Source organism: Vulcanococcus limneticus LL, assembly GCF_943369875.1.
Taxonomy (GTDB): Bacteria; Cyanobacteriota; Cyanobacteriia; order PCC-6307; family Cyanobiaceae; genus Vulcanococcus; species Vulcanococcus limneticus_A.
In genome coordinates, this window is the sequence record NZ_CALROT020000006.1 from 1 (window position 1) to 15,230 (window position 15,230).

At 73.2% G+C, this 15,230-nt stretch carries 14 protein-coding genes; 5 read left to right on the forward strand and 9 right to left on the reverse strand.

Translation table 11 applies throughout. The features are described 5' to 3' along the window. Nucleotides 1-2,243 (reverse strand): RelA/SpoT family protein (locus tag ACLV7J_RS08120; protein ID WP_411868598.1); only part of this gene is annotated, 2,243 nt, incomplete at its 3' end. Between the two features lie 98 nt (nt 2,244-2,341). On the opposite strand from ACLV7J_RS08120, the gene ACLV7J_RS08125 reads away from it, so the two are divergent. Together ACLV7J_RS08125 and ACLV7J_RS08130 are read left to right on the forward strand one after the other, a co-directional pair. Then, on the forward strand, nt 2,342-3,985 hold the full coding sequence (locus ACLV7J_RS08125; protein ID WP_411868599.1) for an ABC transporter ATP-binding protein: 1,644 nt from the start codon (nt 2,342-2,344) through the stop codon (nt 3,983-3,985). A 7-nt stretch (nt 3,986-3,992) separates the two neighbouring features. Then, nucleotides 3,993-5,321 carry a chloride channel protein gene (locus ACLV7J_RS08130; protein ID WP_411868600.1) on the forward strand — a complete coding sequence of 443 codons (1,329 nt, stop codon included), beginning with the start codon at nt 3,993-3,995 and terminating at the stop codon, nt 5,319-5,321. Between the two features lie 43 nt (nt 5,322-5,364). On the opposite strand, the gene ACLV7J_RS08135 is transcribed toward ACLV7J_RS08130, so the two are convergent. From ACLV7J_RS08135 to ACLV7J_RS08145, 3 genes are read right to left on the reverse strand one after another with little or no spacing between them, the layout of a single operon-like run. Beyond that, nucleotides 5,365-6,327 (reverse strand): RluA family pseudouridine synthase, encoded by a 963-nt coding sequence (locus ACLV7J_RS08135; protein ID WP_411868601.1) that lies wholly within the window; start codon nt 6,325-6,327, stop codon nt 5,365-5,367. After that, the gene (gene ylqF, locus ACLV7J_RS08140) at nt 6,324-7,451 is read right to left on the reverse strand and encodes a ribosome biogenesis GTPase YlqF (protein WP_411868602.1); all 1,128 of its coding nucleotides are present in this window, start codon (nt 7,449-7,451) and stop codon (nt 6,324-6,326) included. Before ylqF ends, ACLV7J_RS08135 begins: the two co-directional genes overlap by 4 nt. Continuing rightward, nucleotides 7,451-7,828 carry a universal stress protein gene (locus ACLV7J_RS08145; protein ID WP_255127579.1) on the reverse strand — a complete coding sequence of 126 codons (378 nt, stop codon included), beginning with the start codon at nt 7,826-7,828 and terminating at the stop codon, nt 7,451-7,453. Before ACLV7J_RS08145 ends, ylqF begins: the two co-directional genes overlap by 1 nt. Nucleotides 7,829-7,980: 152 nt before the next feature. Between ACLV7J_RS08145 and ACLV7J_RS08150 the strand changes: the two genes are divergently transcribed. After that, a complete protein-coding gene (locus ACLV7J_RS08150; RefSeq protein ID WP_411868603.1) occupies nt 7,981-9,186 on the forward strand; it encodes a phosphoglycerate kinase in 1,206 nt (401 codons plus the stop codon). 135 nt (nt 9,187-9,321) lie between these two features. Here ACLV7J_RS08150 and ACLV7J_RS08155 read toward each other — a convergent pair whose 3' ends face one another. The 4 genes from ACLV7J_RS08155 to ACLV7J_RS08170 all read right to left on the reverse strand — a co-directional run bounded on the left by ACLV7J_RS08155 (nt 9,322) and on the right by ACLV7J_RS08170 (nt 12,660). Beyond that, the gene (locus ACLV7J_RS08155; RefSeq protein WP_411868604.1) at nt 9,322-9,774 is read right to left on the reverse strand and encodes a hypothetical protein; all 453 of its coding nucleotides are present in this window, start codon (nt 9,772-9,774) and stop codon (nt 9,322-9,324) included. Nucleotides 9,775-9,830: 56 nt separating this feature from the next. Continuing rightward, on the reverse strand, nt 9,831-10,481 hold the full coding sequence (locus ACLV7J_RS08160; RefSeq protein ID WP_411868605.1) for a hypothetical protein: 651 nt from the start codon (nt 10,479-10,481) through the stop codon (nt 9,831-9,833). Between the two features lie 117 nt (nt 10,482-10,598). Continuing rightward, the gene (locus ACLV7J_RS08165; RefSeq protein ID WP_411868606.1) at nt 10,599-11,954 is read right to left on the reverse strand and encodes a sensor histidine kinase; all 1,356 of its coding nucleotides are present in this window, start codon (nt 11,952-11,954) and stop codon (nt 10,599-10,601) included. After that, a complete protein-coding gene (locus ACLV7J_RS08170; RefSeq protein WP_411868607.1) occupies nt 11,932-12,660 on the reverse strand; it encodes a response regulator in 729 nt (242 codons plus the stop codon). Before ACLV7J_RS08170 ends, ACLV7J_RS08165 begins: the two co-directional genes overlap by 23 nt. A gap of 139 nt (nt 12,661-12,799) precedes the next feature. Between ACLV7J_RS08170 and ACLV7J_RS08175 the strand changes: the two genes are divergently transcribed. Then, on the forward strand, nt 12,800-13,351 hold the full coding sequence (locus ACLV7J_RS08175) for an EF-hand domain-containing protein (protein WP_411868608.1): 552 nt from the start codon (nt 12,800-12,802) through the stop codon (nt 13,349-13,351). A gap of 112 nt (nt 13,352-13,463) precedes the next feature. Continuing rightward, entirely contained in the window at nt 13,464-14,465 is a 1,002-nt protein-coding gene (locus ACLV7J_RS08180; RefSeq protein WP_411868609.1) for an NAD(P)-dependent oxidoreductase, read from the forward strand. On the opposite strand, the gene ACLV7J_RS08185 is transcribed toward ACLV7J_RS08180, so the two are convergent. Beyond that, complete coding sequence (locus tag ACLV7J_RS08185) at nt 14,455-15,201, reverse strand: hypothetical protein (protein WP_411868610.1); 747 nt, start codon at nt 15,199-15,201, stop codon at nt 14,455-14,457. The two genes, ACLV7J_RS08180 and ACLV7J_RS08185, sit on opposite strands and share 11 nt — an antisense overlap. Between the last annotated feature and the right edge of the window lie 29 nt (nt 15,202-15,230).

A 15,230-nucleotide genomic window follows, 5' to 3' on the forward strand; every position in this document is an offset into this window, starting at 1 on the left:
TTCCAGCGCACCGGCAGCCGCCGCTCCACCGGCACCTGGGCCACATTGGCGCAGTCCTGGCGGTGGATCGTGATGCCGTGGTTGCCCAGGGCCACGCTGCCCACGATCGCCTCGCCCGGCAGCGGACTGCAGCAGCCCCCCAGGCGGTATTCCAGCCCCTCCAGCCCCAGGATCGGGCTGGCGCTGCCGGCCTCCGCGTGGTGATGGGGCAGCGGCGGGGCGGCCTGGTCGGCCTGGGCCGTGACGCTGCGGGCCAGCTCCTCGTTGCTGAGCACCGGGGCCGCGGCCTGGGTGCTGAGCCGGATCTCCTCCCGCAGGCGGTTCACCGCCTGCTGCAGCGTCACGCCGCCGAAGCCGATGGCGGCCAGCAGATCCTCGGTGCCCACCAGGTTGCAGCGGCGCGCCACCTTGGCGATCGCCTCGCCGCGCAGCAGGGCATCGAAGCCATCGCGGCCCAGCTCCCGCTCCAGCATCTCGGTGCCGCGCAGGATGTTCTCCTCACGGTGGCTCTTCTTGTACCACTGGCGGATGCGATTGCGCGCCGTGGGGGTGGCCACGAAGTTGAGCCAGTCGAGGCTCGGATGGGCGTTCTTGGCCGTGACGATCTGCACGAAGTCGCCGTTCTGCAGCGGCGTCGGCAGGGGACAGAGGCGATCGTTGATGCGCACCCCCTGGCAGTGGTTGCCGATCTCCGAGTGGATGCGGTAGGCGAAGTCCACGGCCGTGGAGCCCTTGCGCAGCCCCACCACATCGCCGCTGGGGGTGAACACGAACACCTCCTCGTCGAAGAGGTCTTCCTTGATCGAGGCCAGGTAGTCGCTGCTGTCCTCCGAACCGCCGTCCTTCTGCCAGTCCACCAGCTGCCGCAGCCAGTTGAACCGCTCGGCGTCATTGCCGAGGGCGGCCGGGGAGCCGCCCTCCTTGTATTTCCAGTGGGCGGCGATGCCGTATTCCGCCACCTGATGCATCTCGGCGGTGCGGATCTGCACCTCGATCGGCCGGTGCCGGCCGATCACCGCCGTGTGCAGCGACTGGTAGCCGTTGGGTTTGGGCAGGCCGATGTAGTCCTTGAAGCGGCCCGGAATGGGGCGGAAGGTGTCATGCACCACCGCCAGGGCCCGGTAACAGCTCTCCAGATCGGGCGTGAGGATGCGCAGGGCCGCCACGTCGTAGATCTCGTGGAAGGCCTTCTGCTGCGACTGCATCTTGCTCCAGATGCCATAGAGGTGCTTCGGCCGGCCGCTCACATCGCAGGCGCCCAGCCCGGCCGCCACCAGCCGCTGCCGGAGCAGCTCCACGGTGACTGCCAGCCGCTCCTCGCGCTCGCTGCGCTTGGTGGCCACCTGCTGCTTGATCTCCCGGTAGGCCTCGGGCTCGAGGATCTTGAAGGCGAGGTCCTCAAGCTCCCACTTGAGACGGCCGATGCCCAGCCGGTTGGCCAGGGGCCCGTAGATCTCGCGGGTCTCGCGGGCGATGCGCTGCTGCTTCTCGGGCTTGAGGGCGCCTAGGGTGCGCATGTTGTGCAGCCGGTCCGCCAGCTTCACCAGCACCACGCGGATGTCGCTGGCCATGGCCAGGAACATGCGGCGCAGATTCTCGGCCTGGGCCTCGGTCTTGTTGGTGAAGTGGATGCCGCCGAGCTTGGTCACGCCCTCCACCAGGGCCCGCACCTCGGCGCCGAAGTGGGCCTCGATCTGCTCGGGGGTGACGTCGGTGTCCTCCACCACGTCGTGCAGGAAGCCGGCGGCGATCACGCTGGCGCTGGCGCCGATGTCGCGCAGCAGATCCGCCACCGCCACCGGATGAATGATGTAAGGCTCGCCGCTGGCCCGCACCTGGCCATCGTGGAGCTGGAAGGCGAAGTCGAAGGCGGCGGACAGCAGCGCCTCGGTGTCGGTGGGGCAGGTGTCGCCCTGGCCCGGCGGCACGTGCTCAATGCAGCCGCGCAGCCAGTCCGGCAGGGGGATGCCGTAGTCGTCGGGGCAGCGGATCGGGCGCCGATTGGGGCCGGGGATCGGGTCGGTGGCCCAGGGGTCCGGGGGGCCAGCGGCGAGGGCGGCAGGGTCGACGGCAGACGGCCCACCGGCCGGAGACGACGCGGCTCCCACCAGAGAGGGCTCGCCATCGCAGGCAACGGCATCGCACGGGGGAGAGTCGCGCCGGCCCGCCTCGCCTGGGGAGCCGTCGGGTTGGGCGCCGTCGCGCTGGTCAACTTCCGCCGTAGCGGGCGCCGCGTGGAGCATGGGAGCCTGCGGATTCGTCCATGGTATTCAGAGACCGCAACACGCGGGCGGCAGGCCCCACCGGCCGCCAAGCTGGGCGCCAGCACCTGCCTGCGCCGATGGTCGCCGCCTCCCCCTCCGGCCCCGGCCACTCCCGCCACCAGGGGCCGGTGCTGGACCTGCAGCAGCTGCTGGTGCGGTACCCCGGTGCCGCCGCCCCCACCCTCGACGGCCTCGATCTGAGCCTGGCGGCCGGCGACAGCCTGGCCCTGGTGGGCCCCTCGGGCTGCGGCAAGAGCACGGTGGCGCGGGCGGTGCTGCAGCTGCTGCCCGCAGGCAGCCGCTGCGAGGGCGGCCTGCTGCTGGCGGGCCAGGATCCGCGAAGGCTGCGGCGCGGGCCGCTGCGGCGGCTGCGGGGTGAGGCGGCCGGCCTGGTGTTCCAGGACCCGATGACCCGGCTCAACCCGCTGCTGACCATCGGCGAGCACCTGGCCGACACCCTGGCGGCCCACCGCCCGGCCTGGACGCGCCGTGAGGTGCGCCGCCGGGCCGAGGACCTGCTGGAGCGGGTGGGCATCAGTCCGGAGCGCTACGGCAGCTACCCCCACGAGTTCAGTGGCGGCATGCGCCAGCGGCTGGCGATCGCCCTGGCCATGGCCCTGCAGCCGCCGCTGGTGATCGCCGATGAACCCACCACCAGCCTGGATGTGTCAGTGGCGGGCCAGGTGATGGCCGAACTCAGCCAGCTCTGCCGCGAGGCCGGCAGCGCCCTGCTGCTGATCAGCCACGACCTGGCCCTGGCCGGCCGCTGGTGCCAGCGGATCGCGGTGCTCGACCAGGGCCGGCTGGTGGAGCAGGGCCCCGCCCGGCAGCTGCTGACGGCACCGAGCTCCCCCCTGGCCCAGCGGCTGGTGGCGGCGGCCCGCGCCCGCGAGGGTGGGTCCACACCGGCGGCGCCGGCCCAGGCGCCGGTGCTGCTGGAACTGGAACAGCTGCGCTGCTGGCACGGCCTGCCCTCGCTGCCCTGGAACCCCCGCTGGCTCAAGGCCGTGGACGGGGTGAGCCTGACCCTGCGGCAGGGGGAGACCATCGGCGTGGTGGGGGCCTCGGGCTGCGGCAAGAGCACCCTCTGCCGGGCCCTGATGGGCCTGGCACCGGTGCGGGGTGGCGCCGTGAAACTGCAGGGCCAGGACCTGCGCCAGCTGCGGGGCCGGCCGCTGCGCCGCGCCCGCCGCCGCATCCAGATGGTGTTCCAGGACCCGCTGGCCTGCCTCAACCCGGCGATGGCCGTGGGCGAGGCCATCGCCGATCCGCTGCTGATCCACAGCCTCGCCACCAAACCCCAGGCGCGGCAGCGGGCCCGGGAGCTGCTGGCGGCCGTGGGGCTGAACCCGCCGGAGAGCTTCGAGAACCGCCTGCCCCGCCAGCTCTCGGGCGGCCAGCAGCAGCGGGTGGCGATCGCCCGGGCCCTGGTGCTGGAGCCCCAGGTGCTGCTCTGCGACGAGAGCGTGAGCATGCTCGACGCGGAGGTGCAGACCGAGGTGCTGGCCCTGCTTCGGGAGCTGCAGCAGCGCCTGGGGCTGGGGATGATCTTCGTGACCCACGACCTCTCGGTGGCCAGCGGCTTCTGCCAGCGGGTGATCGTGCTGGAGGGGGGCCGCATCGTGGAGGAGGGTCCGGGCGAGCGGCTGCTGCGCGCCCCCCAGGCCGCCATCACCCGCACCCTGGTGGACGCCTGCCCGCGCCTGCCGGAGCTGGTGTGAGATGGCGATGATCTCGCCCGCAACCCTGCCCGCCAAGCTGCGCCGCCTGCTGCAGCTGACGCTGCTGGTGAACCTGATCGGCATCGCCGTGGCCCTGGCGATCTGGCTCTACGGCCACGAGATCGGCCTGGTGAACAGCGTGCGACTGCAGCTGGCCTCCGTGATGCCCCGGGCCCTGGTGCTGCCGGTGCTGGGGCTACTGGGGGGCGCCGTGGCCGGCGGACTGATCACCCTGCTGGAGCCCGCCGCCAAGGGCTCGGGGATCGTGCAAGTGATGCTGTTCCTGCGGGGCTGGCCGATCCCGATGGGCTGGCGGGTGGCGATCGTGAAGCTGCTGGCCAGCGGCATCGCCATCGGCAGCGGCATCCCGGTGGGACCGGAGGGCCCCTCGATCCAGATCGGCGCCTCCGTGGCCCGGGAGAGTGCGCGGGCCATCGGCGCCGAGCACCATCACCAGCGGGTGGCGGTGGCGATCGGCAGCGGCGCCGGCCTGGGGGCCGTGTTCCACGCCCCCCTGGGGGGCCTGGCCTACACCCTTGAGGAGCTGCTCAAGCACGCCGACGGCCGCACCAACGCCCTGGCGGTGGCGGGCACCTTCGCCACGATCGCCTGGACCCGGCTGCTGGCGAACCTGCCGACCCTGCACCCGATCCTCCACAACCTGGCGCCGATCGTCCAATACCCCAGCAGCGTCAACGAGTTCCGGCTGGCGGACCTGCCGCTGCTGGTGCTGCTGGGGGCCCTGGCGGGCGTGCTGGCGATGCTCTACCAGCGCTGGATCCAGGCCCTGCGCCGCCGTTTCATCCGCTGGCATCTGCCCAGCTGGCAGCTGCTGCCGCTGGTGGGGCTGGCGGTAGGGGCGGGCTGGTCACTGCTGCCCAGCGCCTTCGACAACCCCGATGGCCTCTACTTCGACGCCCTGCTGGGCATCGACACGGCCCCCCGGGCCCTGCTGGCCCTGGCGGTGCAGGCGGCGGCCACGGCCGTGGCGGTGGCGGCCGAGGCCCCCGGGGGCTTCCTGGCGCCGGCCCTGGTGGTGGGAGCCTCCCTGGGCACGCTGCTGCAGCAGGTGTCCCTCGCCCTCGTCCACGACGCGCCCGCCAGCCTGCTGTTCGCCGGCGCCGCCGCCTTCCTCGGAGCCCTCACCCGCACGCCGCTCACGGCGATCCTGCTCACCTTCGAGCTCAGCAAGAACTACGCCCTGCTGCTGCCGATCGGCTTCTGCGCCCTCACCGCCATCGCCGTGGCCGATCTGTTCGAGCGCGAGACGATCTTCGAGCTGCTGCGCAAGGAGGCGGAGCTGGAGCTGCTGGCGGCCCGGCGGCCGGAGGCCTGAACCAGGCCCGAGATCGGGCCGCTGTGCGGCGCCGGGTCGGGCGTCAGAGCCGGCGCCGCAGGGCCGCCAGCAGCTTCTCGAACACCTCCGGCAGCGGCGCCTCACACACCAGCCGCTCACCCGTGATCGGGTGGTCCAGCCCCAGCTGGACGGCATGCAGGGCCTGGCCCGGCAGCTCGATCGGCAGCTTGCGGCAGCGCGAATACACCGGGTCACCCACGATCGGATGGCCGATGTGGGCGCAGTGGACCCGGATCTGGTGGGTGCGGCCGGTGTCGAGCTTGAAGCGCAGCAGGGCGTAATCCCCCAGGCGCTCCACCAGGGTCCAGTGGGTGCAGGCGTGGCGGCCCGTGCCGTCGTGCACCACCGCGTATTTCTTGCGATCCACCGGGTGGCGGCCGATCGCGCCCACGATCGTGCCGTGGTCCGCCGCCGGCTGGCCGTGCACCACCGCCAGATACTCGCGCGAGGCGATCCGCTTCTGGATCTGCACCTGCAGCTTCACCAGGGCCTCCTGGCTCTTGGCCACCACGATGCAGCCGGTGGTGTCCTTGTCGAGGCGGTGCACGATGCCGGGGCGCATCTCGCCGCCGATGCCGGGCAGGTCGGGGCAGTGGTGCAGCAGGCCGTTCACCAGGGTGCCGTCGCGGTTGCCGGGGGCCGGGTGCACGGTGAGCCCAGCGGGCTTGTTGAGCACGATCAGATGTCCATCCTCGAAGAGCACATCCAGGGGCATCGCCTGGGGCACCAGATACGGCAGGGGCTCCGGGGGCGGCATCCAGAGCTGCACCTCATCGCCGTGGCGCAGGGGCGTCTTGGCCCGGCCCGTGGTGCCGTTGACGCGCACGTAGCCGGAGTCGATGAACTTCTGGATGCGGGCGCGGCTCTGCTCGGGCCGCTGGGCCACCAGCCAGCGGTCGAGCCGCATCGGCAGGGGCTTGGGGTAGGTGAGCGTGAGCAGCTCGCCCTCCCCCTGGCCGAAGCGGTCGTCGCCGTCCGCGCTCATGGATGGGGCTGAACCTGGGACTGGGGCTGAACCTGGCCGTTCACCGGCAACTCCAGGGCGATGGGGCCGAGCACCCCGCGGCGGAAGTCGTCCAGCAGCCGCTGGGCCATGCGGGCGGTGTCGCCGCTGGTGTGGCGGGCGGCGGCAGCCTCCAGCCAGGCGGCGGCATTGGGGAGGACAGCTCGCCGGAGAGCCTCCGGCTGAGGGGGCTCGGACGGGGGAGGCTCAGGTTGCGGGGGCTCGGATGGGGGAGCCGAGGACTGGCCCCCAGCGGGCTGCAGCGCCCCCTCGCCCCCACCTCCGGGAACCTGTACAGCCTGTACAGAATCGACGGAGAGCTCCGGTGAGGGCTGCCCAGCCCCCAGCGGCTCCACCACCACGCCGTAGCGCCGCTCCAGCAGCCCCGCCGGCACGCCGGCCGCCGCCACCGGCTCCAGGCCCGCCAGCAGCTGCACGAAGGCCATCGCCACAGCCTCGCCGTCGTAGGCGGCCTGGCCGATGTCGTCGCAGAGGGCGAGCCGCAGGGCCGCCAGCTGGTCATCGAGGCGCGGCGGCAGCACCCCGGGGGCATCGAGCAGGTCCAGGTCCTGGCCGAGGCGCACCCAGCGCAGGCTGCGGGTGACGCCGGCGCGGCGGGCGCTCTCCACCACCTTCTGGCGCACCAGCCGGTTGATCAGGGCCGACTTGCCCACATTCGGGAAGCCCAGCATCAGGGCGCGCACGGGGCGGGGCTTCATGCCGCGGCCGCTGCGGCGGGCGTTGAGGGCCTCACCGGCGCGGATCGCCGCCTGCTGCAGCTGTTTCACGCCCGTGCCGGCCCGGGCATCGCACCACCAGGGGGTCTGGCCGCGGGCGCGGAACCAGGCGTCCCACTGGGCGCGGGCGGCGGGGCTGACCATGTCGCGGCGGTTGAGCACCAGCAGGTGCGGCTTGCTGCCGATCCAGCGCTGCAGGCGCGGATGGCCCGTGGCGAGGGGGATCCGCGCATCCCGCACCTCGATCACCAGATCCACCTTGGCCAGGTTGTCGGTGAGGGACCTCTCCGCCTTGGCGATGTGGCCCGGATACCACTGGATCGACGGGGCCGCAGCGCTGAGCAGACCGGCGGCGAGATCAGCCGCCATCAGGGCACCACCAGCACCGGACAGGGCGCCAGCTGGATCACGCGCGAGGCGGTGCTGGGGGCCTCGTCGGCCTCGAGGCTGAGGCCGCGGGTGCCCATCACGATCACATCGGCGTTGATCTCATCGGCCACATCGCAGATCACGAAGGCCGGCTTGCCCTGGCGCTCCAGCACCTCACAGCTCACGCCCTGCTCGGAGAAGCGGCTGCGGGCCTGCTCCAGCAGCTCGGCCACCGCCAGGGGGTCGTCCTGGTCGGGCTCCACCACCGAGAGCACCACCAGCCGGCTGCCGTGCTGCTGGGCCAGCTTGAGGGCCGTGGTGGCGGTCTCGGCCGCCTGGCGGCTGCGGTCGATCGGGAAGAGAATCGTCTCGAACATGGCCATCGGGCCGGTCATGTCCCTGTCTAGACGGACACCGGGCGGGGTGGCAGGGGCTGGGCCCAGGAGCGGAGCAGGGAGCGGAGCCGCGCCCGCCTGGCCCGGAGGGCCGCAGGGTAATGTCGCCCCAATTTCCCTGCCGGTTCGACCCCATGGCGAAGCGCTCCCTGGCCAGCCTCTCCGCTGACGACCTGCGCGGCAAGCGCGTGCTGGTCCGGGTCGACTTCAACGTTCCCCTCGATGACGCCGGTGCCATCACCGACGACACCCGCATCCGCGCCGCCCTGCCCACCATCAACGACCTGGTCGGCAAGGGCGCCAAGGTGATCCTGGCGGCCCACTTCGGCCGTCCCAAGGGCCAGGTGAATGAGGGCATGCGCCTCACCCCCGTGGCGGCCCGCCTGGCGGAGCTGCTGGGCAAGCCCGTGGTGAAGACCGACAGCTGCATCGGCGCTGACGCCGAGGCCAAGGTGGGCGCCATGGCCGAGGGCGACGTGGTGCTGCTTGAAAACGTGCGCTTCTTCGCCGAGGAGGAGAAGAACGAGGGCGAGTTCGCCAAGCAGCTGGCCGCTCTGGCCGATGTGTACGTGAACGACGCCTTCGGCGCCGCCCACCGCGCCCACGCCTCCACCGAGGGCGTGACCCAGTACCTGAGCCCCTCGGTGGCCGGCTACCTGATGGAGAAGGAACTGCAGTATCTGCAGGGTGCCATCGATGAGCCCAAGCGTCCCCTGGCCGCGATCGTGGGCGGCTCCAAGGTGAGCTCCAAGATCGGCGTGCTCGAAGCCCTGATCGACAAGTGCGACAAGGTGCTGATCGGCGGCGGCATGATCTTCACCTTCTACAAGGCCCGCGGCCTGGCGGTGGGCAAGAGCCTGGTGGAAGAGGACAAGCTGGAGCTGGCCAAGGAGCTCGAGGCCAAGGCCGCGGCCAAGGGCGTTCAGCTGCTGCTGCCCACCGATGTGGTGCTGGCCGACAACTTCGCCCCCGACGCCAACAGCCAGACCGTGTCCATCAACGCCATCCCCGATGGCTGGATGGGCCTGGACATCGGCCCCGACTCGATCAAGGCCTTCCAGGAGGCCCTGGCCGACTGCAAGACCGTGATCTGGAACGGCCCCATGGGCGTGTTCGAGTTCGACAAGTTCGCCGCCGGCACCAACGGCATCGCCCACACCCTGGCCGACCTGAGCGCCACGGGCTGCTGCACGATCATCGGCGGCGGTGACTCCGTGGCCGCCGTGGAGAAGGTGGGCGTGGCCGACAAGATGTCCCACATCTCCACCGGCGGCGGCGCCAGCCTGGAGCTGCTGGAAGGCAAGGTGCTGCCCGGCGTGGCCGCCCTCGACGAAGCCTGAAGACCGGAACCGTGGGTTGGGGGCTGGGGGCTGTGAAACGGCCCCCAACGGCCCCACGTTCCACGGGACCGTTGCCGTTGCCAGGGCCCCCGAGGGGGCTTTTTTTGATGGCCCCTGCTTGGGAGCGGAAGCGTCCTACGGGGTCGCAGAACGGCCCGTGGGGGCCTCGGGTCGGTTGCTGGAGGCCTCAGGCAGGGGAACCCCCAGCCGCTTGAACAGGGTGAGGGTCTCCTCCCGCTCCCGGACCATCAGCGCGCGGTAGGCCGCCCGTTCCTGCTGGCTGCAGGCTCCGAGCGCCTTGAGGTCGGTCGCCGCCTCGATGCAGCGCAGGCCATCCCGCAGGATCGTCTGGCGGGAGGTGTGGTTCCGGCGCTCCTGGGCCTTGCGGGCCGTGAAGAACTCCTTCTCCTGGGCTGGGGTGAGCTGGATCCGCAGGGGCTTGGCGCCCTGCGCCGGTGCAGCGGCCGGTGACGCGGGCTGGGCCGTGGGGGCCGTCTGGGCACGCAGGGGCGCGGAGGAGAGCAGCACGGCCCCGAGCAGGGCCGGAGCCAGGCCAGGGTGCAGGCCCCTGAAGGCATGGGGCGTCATGGGGGATCGGGGGAGGGAGGATGAATCGTCAGTCTGGGCTCGGTGCACGGCCAGGCTCAGTACCAGGCCAGGGGGTGATAGGGCTGGCTGGGCGGCAGCCACGACTGGGGTGCGCCGTTGGAGGGTGTTGGCACCGGCCGAGGGGCCCAGCTGCCCTGACCGCCACTGGCACCCTTCCAGCGGCGCTCGGGCAGGGCCGGCAGCCCGAAGCGCTGGCGCAGCTGGCCGAGGTCGCTGCGCTGCTGGCGCTGCTGCTGCATGCGCTGCTGACGCTCCTGTTGCAGGCAGGTCTGCACCGCCTGGGTCCCGCGGGCCTGCTCCAGGCAGCGCTCGGTGCCGTTCAGCATGTTGATCTGCTGGTCGGCCTGGCGGCGCTCCAGGCTGCGGCGGGCATTGAAGAACTCCCGCCGCTGGCTCGGGCTGAAGCGGGCGATGGCCTCGGCTTCCTGCTGCTTGAGCTGGGCCCAGCGCCCATCCGGCCGTTGGCCATCAACCCAGCCGCGGCGATCGCCGGGAGCCGGGGGCGTGGCCTGCTGGGCAAGCCAGCTGTCGCGGTCGGTCTGACTGGGGCCAGAGGCGCCATCGGGCGGGTAGGGATGGGCCAGGGCGGCACCGCTGGCCCCCGCCACCGCCAGCAGCAGGCCGAGGGCCGCAGCGCGGCGCGGGCGGAGCGACGGACCGGTGGGGACGGGGGAAGGACGGGTCATGGGGACTCGGATCGCAACAGCTCCAGCCTCTGCCGGAGTGGCGGTGCAGGTGTGTCCGCCGGCGCCCGAACCTGTGACCAGATCCAACCGAGCGGCGCCCTGCCGCCTCGCCACGGCTCAGGCCCTGGCCCCACCCCCGGAACTGACGGGGCCCGGGGCGATCGAGCGGCCGTGCAGGACCACCGCAAAGCCCGGCGCCCCATCCGGCAGTGGACCGCGCCTCCAGCTGAGACCGCCGCCATGCCCCGCGGCCACCCGCGCCGCGATCGCCAGGCCCAGGCCGCAGTGGCCCAGCCCGCCGCGGGCCTCATCCAGGCGCTGGAAGGGCACCAGGGCCTGGGGCCACTGCTCCGGGGCGATGCCGGCGCCCCGGTCCCAGAGCTCGATCCGGAACCCCTGCGCGCCGGGCTGATCCGCCGGCGGCTCGTCGCGCAGCACCAGCCGCAGCGGCGGCCGGCCGTGGCTGAGGGCGTTGTCGATCAGGTTGCCCACCGCCCGCGCCAGGGCCGTGGGCTGCACCACCCGCTCGAGGGGCTCCAGGTCCAGGCTGAGGGTGGCTGGGTCCAACCCCGCGCTCGACTCCGCCAGCAGCTGGTCCAGGGGCAGCGCCACGGGCCGCTCACCATCGGCCCCGCCCGCGAACAGCAGGAACTGGCCGGTGATCCGCTCGAGGGCATCGAGATCGGCCTCGCTGCGCTGCCGGTCGGCGGGCTCGGGCTGGGGCACCGCCAGCCGCAGCCGCAGCCGGGTCAGGGGGCTCTTGAGGTCGTGGGCGATGCCGGCCAGCATCGTGGCCCGCTCCCGCTCATTGGCCTCCAGCCGCTGCACCATCGCGTTGAAGCGGGCCGTGAGCCGGCGCACCGCGCCGGTTCCCCGGGCCGCCAGCACCTCCGGCCGGCGCTGCAGCCCCACCCGGCCTAGGGCCTGCTCCAGCTGCTGCAGCGGCCGCTGCACCTCCAGCCAGAGGAACAGCAGGGTGGACGCGGTGCCACCCGCCACCAGCGCCAGCGCCAGCAGCAGCGGATCCGGCGGCCAGCGGCTGGGGGAGGGAATCGCGGTGAACAGCCACACCGGCTCCAGGGGCGAGAACAGCTCCACCCAGGCCCCCCGCGGCTCACCCGCCGCGGGCAGCAGCTGGGGGCAGTGGGTCAGCTGGCGGCAGAGCTCCTGCTGCAGCCGGCGGGTCTGCAGGGCCAGACGGGGATCGCCGCCGCTGGCGGGCCGGCCGCCCACCCGCAGCGGCAGGCCGCTCAGCCGCGACACCGCCGAGGGGGGCAGCCGCTCCAGGGCCAGTTCCGCCAGGCGCAGGTTGAAGCTCACCTCGCCGCCCATCTGGGTGATCTGGGCCCGCTCCAGCCGCTGGGCCAGCAGACCCTGCAGCAGCACCAGCGTCAGGGCCGAACCCGCGCTGCCCAGCAGCAGGTAGCGGACCAGCCGCAGCAGGGCCGCCCTAGCGGCTGCGGGGCTGGCCATCGGGCACAAACACGTAGCCGTAGCCCCACACCGTCTGCAGGTAGCGAGGGCGGGCGGGATCGGGCTCCACCAGCCGCCGCACCCGCGACACCTGCACGTCCATGCTGCGGCTGTCGGTCTCGGAATCGGGCCCGCGGGCCAGCTCGATCAGCCGCTCCCGCGACAGGGGCCGGTGCGGGTGCTGCACGAAGGCGGCCAGCAGGCTGAACTCACCGCTGGTGATCGCCACCGGCTCGCCGCTCCGCAGCAGGCTGCGGGCCGCCAGGTCGAGCTGGTTCTCGCCAAAGCACACCTGCTGGCCCTCCGCCAGGGGGGTGCCGGCGGGCAGGGCCACGCGGCGGCGCAGGACGGCATCGATGCGGGCGCTGAGTTCGCGGGGCAGGAAGGGCTTGGCCAGGTAGTCATCCGCCCCCTGCTCCAGGCCAATGATCCGATCCACCGCATCGCCCTTGGCGGTGAGCATCACCACCGGCAGGTCATCGCCCTGGTCGCGCAGACGCCGCAGCAGGCTGAGGCCGTCATCGCCCGGCAGCATCAGGTCGAGCACCACCAGGTCGGGCCGCTGGCCCTCCAGCCGCGCCATCAGCTGGGCGCCGTCGCTGAGGCAACGCACGTCGTAGCCCTGATCGGTGAGGTAGGTGCCCACCAGCCGCCGCAGCTCGGGGTCGTCGTCCACCACCCAGATCCGTTGTGCTGTCTTGCCCATGGCGGCGATCGACCCCAGGCCCTGTGCTGGCCCGACTGTATGGAGCCCCTCCGCCCAGCGGGGCCGCGGAAGGATCTGGTCACAACTCCGGTCTGGCGCGGTCGCAACCGCCCGCAGCACGCTCCATAGCCTGAGGGCCATGCTCGGCTCCGCGCTCCCCACCGATCCGCCGTCCGGTCGACACCGTGGCCCACGGCCCCGCCGCGGGCGGCGCTGGGGTCTCGGCCTGCTGCGGGCCGCCGGCCTGGTGCTGCTGCTGGCCGCCACCATCCCAGCGCCGCCGGCGGCGCGGGCCCAGAGCGCCGAGGAGCTGCGCCAGTACCAGGGCCGCCTGCAGAAGCTCTACCGCCGGCTCGATCGCAACGGCGACGGGCGCCTGGATCGGGGCGAGGTGGAGGGCCATCCCTACCTGGAGCGCCACTTCGAGCGGCTGGGGGGGGAGAAGCGCGGCTATCTCGATCCCGGCCAGCTGCTTCCCCGCAGCACCGAGGCGATGGGCCAGCGGCTGCGGGAGTTCTTCAGCCGGGCCGACCGCAACGGCAACGGCCGCATCGACCGGGCCGAGGCCGAGGCCTACGCCTGGATGCAGCGCCGCTTCGCCGAGATGGATGCGAACGGCGACGGCGACGTGAGCTGGGAGGAGCTGGGCCGGCAGCGCCGGCGCTGGCTCAGCCAGCCGAACGACCGCTGAGGCAGGCGGCCGGAGCCGGCACGGCTGCGGGCTCCTGAAGGAACCCACAGACCTCAGCGACCACGAGGATCGGGATCCCCCGTGCCGCCGCTGCCCACCAGCCGCCGACCCGATGCCGCCGCCAACCCCCGGCCGCCCTCCCCGGGCCGCCACCCCATCCCTTCCGCCCGTGGCCTGGATCGGCCTGGGCGCCCTCGGTAGTCCCATGGCCGACAACCTGCTGACGGCCGGCTTCCCGCTCACCGTGCACAACCGCCGCCGCGGGCGGGAGGAGCCCCTCGCCGCCCGCGGGGCCCGGCGGGCCGCCAGCCCGGCCGAGGCAGCGGCCGGAGCCGAGCTGATCGCCGTCTGCGTCAGCGACGACGCAGCGGTGGAGGCGGTGCTGTTCGGTGGGTCGGCAGCGGCGGCGGCGACGGCGGCATCCGCGGCGGGATCAGCGCCGCACGGCCCGACCGGCGCGGGCGTGGTGGCCGGAGCCCGGCCCGGCAGCCTGGTGATCGACTGCTCCACGATCGCCCCCGCCACCAGCCGCCGGCTGGCCCAGCGGCTGGCCGAGCACGGCCTCGGCTACCTGGATGCCCCCGTGACCGGCGGCACCGAGGGGGCCCGCGCCGGCACGCTCTCGGTGCTGGTGGGCGGCAGCGCCAGCGACCTGGAGCGGGCCCGGCCCCTGCTGGCCTGCGTGGGCGGCCGTCTCAGCCACGTCGGGCCGGTGGGGGCCGGCCAGGCGGCGAAGGCCGTGAACCAGGTGCTGGTGGCGGGCAGCTACGCGGCGGTGGCCGAGGGCCTGGCCCTGGCCCGGCGGCTGGAGCTGCCCCTCGAACCGCTGGTGGAGGCCCTCAAGGGCGGCGCCGCCGGCTCCTGGGCCCTGGAGCACCGCAGCGGCGCCATGATCCGCGGTGCCTTCCCCCTGGGCTTCCGCCTCGCCCTGCACCGCAAGGACCTGGCCATCGCCCTGGCGGAGGCCGCGGCGGCGGGCCTGGAGCTGCCGGTGAGCGAGCGGGTGGCGGCCCTGGAAGACGACCTGCTGGCGGCGGGCTGGGGAGACGAGGACGTGGCGGCGCTGGCGCGCTGGTTCGAGGGCCAGTCGGGGCCCGAGGGCCTCAGGGGGTGAGGCCCGCCCGGTCGGCCACGACCCGCACCTGCTTGGTGGCGCTCACGATCCCCTGGGGATGAACCAGCAGCACGCCCCAGGTCTGCACGCCGGGCTGGTAGGGGGCCTGAACACTCTTGAACAGGCCACCGCCGGCCAGGGCCTCAAGCTGGAGGGCAGGGGACTGGATCGCAGCCAGCTCGCTGGGGGCGACGGCCTGAATCGCCCCGGCGGCCACGGAGCCATCGAGGGGGTCATCGAAGATCACGTCGAGGTCGTAGCGCTGGCCGGTGAGCACGGCATCGGGGATCAGCACGCTCACCTTGAGGTCGCTGTCGCCGCTGCGCAGCAGCGAGCTCTCGCTGATCACCTCCTGGCCGTTGAAGCGCTCGCCGCTGCTGCTCAGGGCCAGCCGCTGCTGCGCCTCGAAGCGGAAGCGGTAGGGGCCATCGGCGCGGCTGCCGGTCACCCGCACGTCCGCCGTGGGCCGGCCGTCCCGTAGGGGGGCGCCTGGGCTGACGCTCCAGCGGGCATCGGGGAAGCGGCTGCGCAGGGCCTCGCGGCGACGCTGCACCTCGGCCGGCTCCAGGCCCTTGCCGGGTTCCAGCAGGGCGCTGAGGGCCTGGGGGGCCGGGTCGTTGAGGGCGGCCTCCAGGCCGGCCAGGCTGGGGGCCGCCTGCAGCGGCGCCAGGGGGGCAAGGGGTGCCAGGGCCGCCACCGCCAGCAGGGCGGGCAGGAAGGGGCGGAGCAGCACCATGAACCACAGCGGGACCAGGCTTTTAAGTT

Bases quoted from the DNA above. Each gene is read 5' to 3' on its own strand.
- ACLV7J_RS08145 (WP_255127579.1), bottom strand. From the start codon at position 7,828: ATGTTCGAGACGATTCTCTTCCCGATCGACCGCAGCCGCCAGGCGGCC.
- ACLV7J_RS08150 (WP_411868603.1), top strand. From the start codon at position 7,981: ATGGCGAAGCGCTCCCTGGCCAGCCTCTCCGCTGACGACCTGCGCGGC.
- ACLV7J_RS08130 (WP_411868600.1), top strand. From the start codon at position 3,993: ATGATCTCGCCCGCAACCCTGCCCGCCAAGCTGCGCCGCCTGCTGCAG.
- ACLV7J_RS08180 (WP_411868609.1), top strand. From the start codon at position 13,464: ATGCCGCCGCCAACCCCCGGCCGCCCTCCCCGGGCCGCCACCCCATCC.
- ACLV7J_RS08165 (WP_411868606.1), bottom strand. From the start codon at position 11,954: ATGGCCAGCCCCGCAGCCGCTAGGGCGGCCCTGCTGCGGCTGGTCCGC.
- ACLV7J_RS08175 (WP_411868608.1), top strand. From the start codon at position 12,800: ATGCTCGGCTCCGCGCTCCCCACCGATCCGCCGTCCGGTCGACACCGT.
- ylqF (WP_411868602.1), bottom strand. From the start codon at position 7,451: ATGGCGGCTGATCTCGCCGCCGGTCTGCTCAGCGCTGCGGCCCCGTCG.
- ACLV7J_RS08155 (WP_411868604.1), bottom strand. From the start codon at position 9,774: ATGACGCCCCATGCCTTCAGGGGCCTGCACCCTGGCCTGGCTCCGGCC.
- ACLV7J_RS08160 (WP_411868605.1), bottom strand. From the start codon at position 10,481: ATGACCCGTCCTTCCCCCGTCCCCACCGGTCCGTCGCTCCGCCCGCGC.
- ACLV7J_RS08170 (WP_411868607.1), bottom strand. From the start codon at position 12,660: ATGGGCAAGACAGCACAACGGATCTGGGTGGTGGACGACGACCCCGAG.
- ACLV7J_RS08125 (WP_411868599.1), top strand. From the start codon at position 2,342: ATGGTCGCCGCCTCCCCCTCCGGCCCCGGCCACTCCCGCCACCAGGGG.
- ACLV7J_RS08185 (WP_411868610.1), bottom strand. From the start codon at position 15,201: ATGGTGCTGCTCCGCCCCTTCCTGCCCGCCCTGCTGGCGGTGGCGGCC.
- ACLV7J_RS08135 (WP_411868601.1), bottom strand. From the start codon at position 6,327: ATGAGCGCGGACGGCGACGACCGCTTCGGCCAGGGGGAGGGCGAGCTG.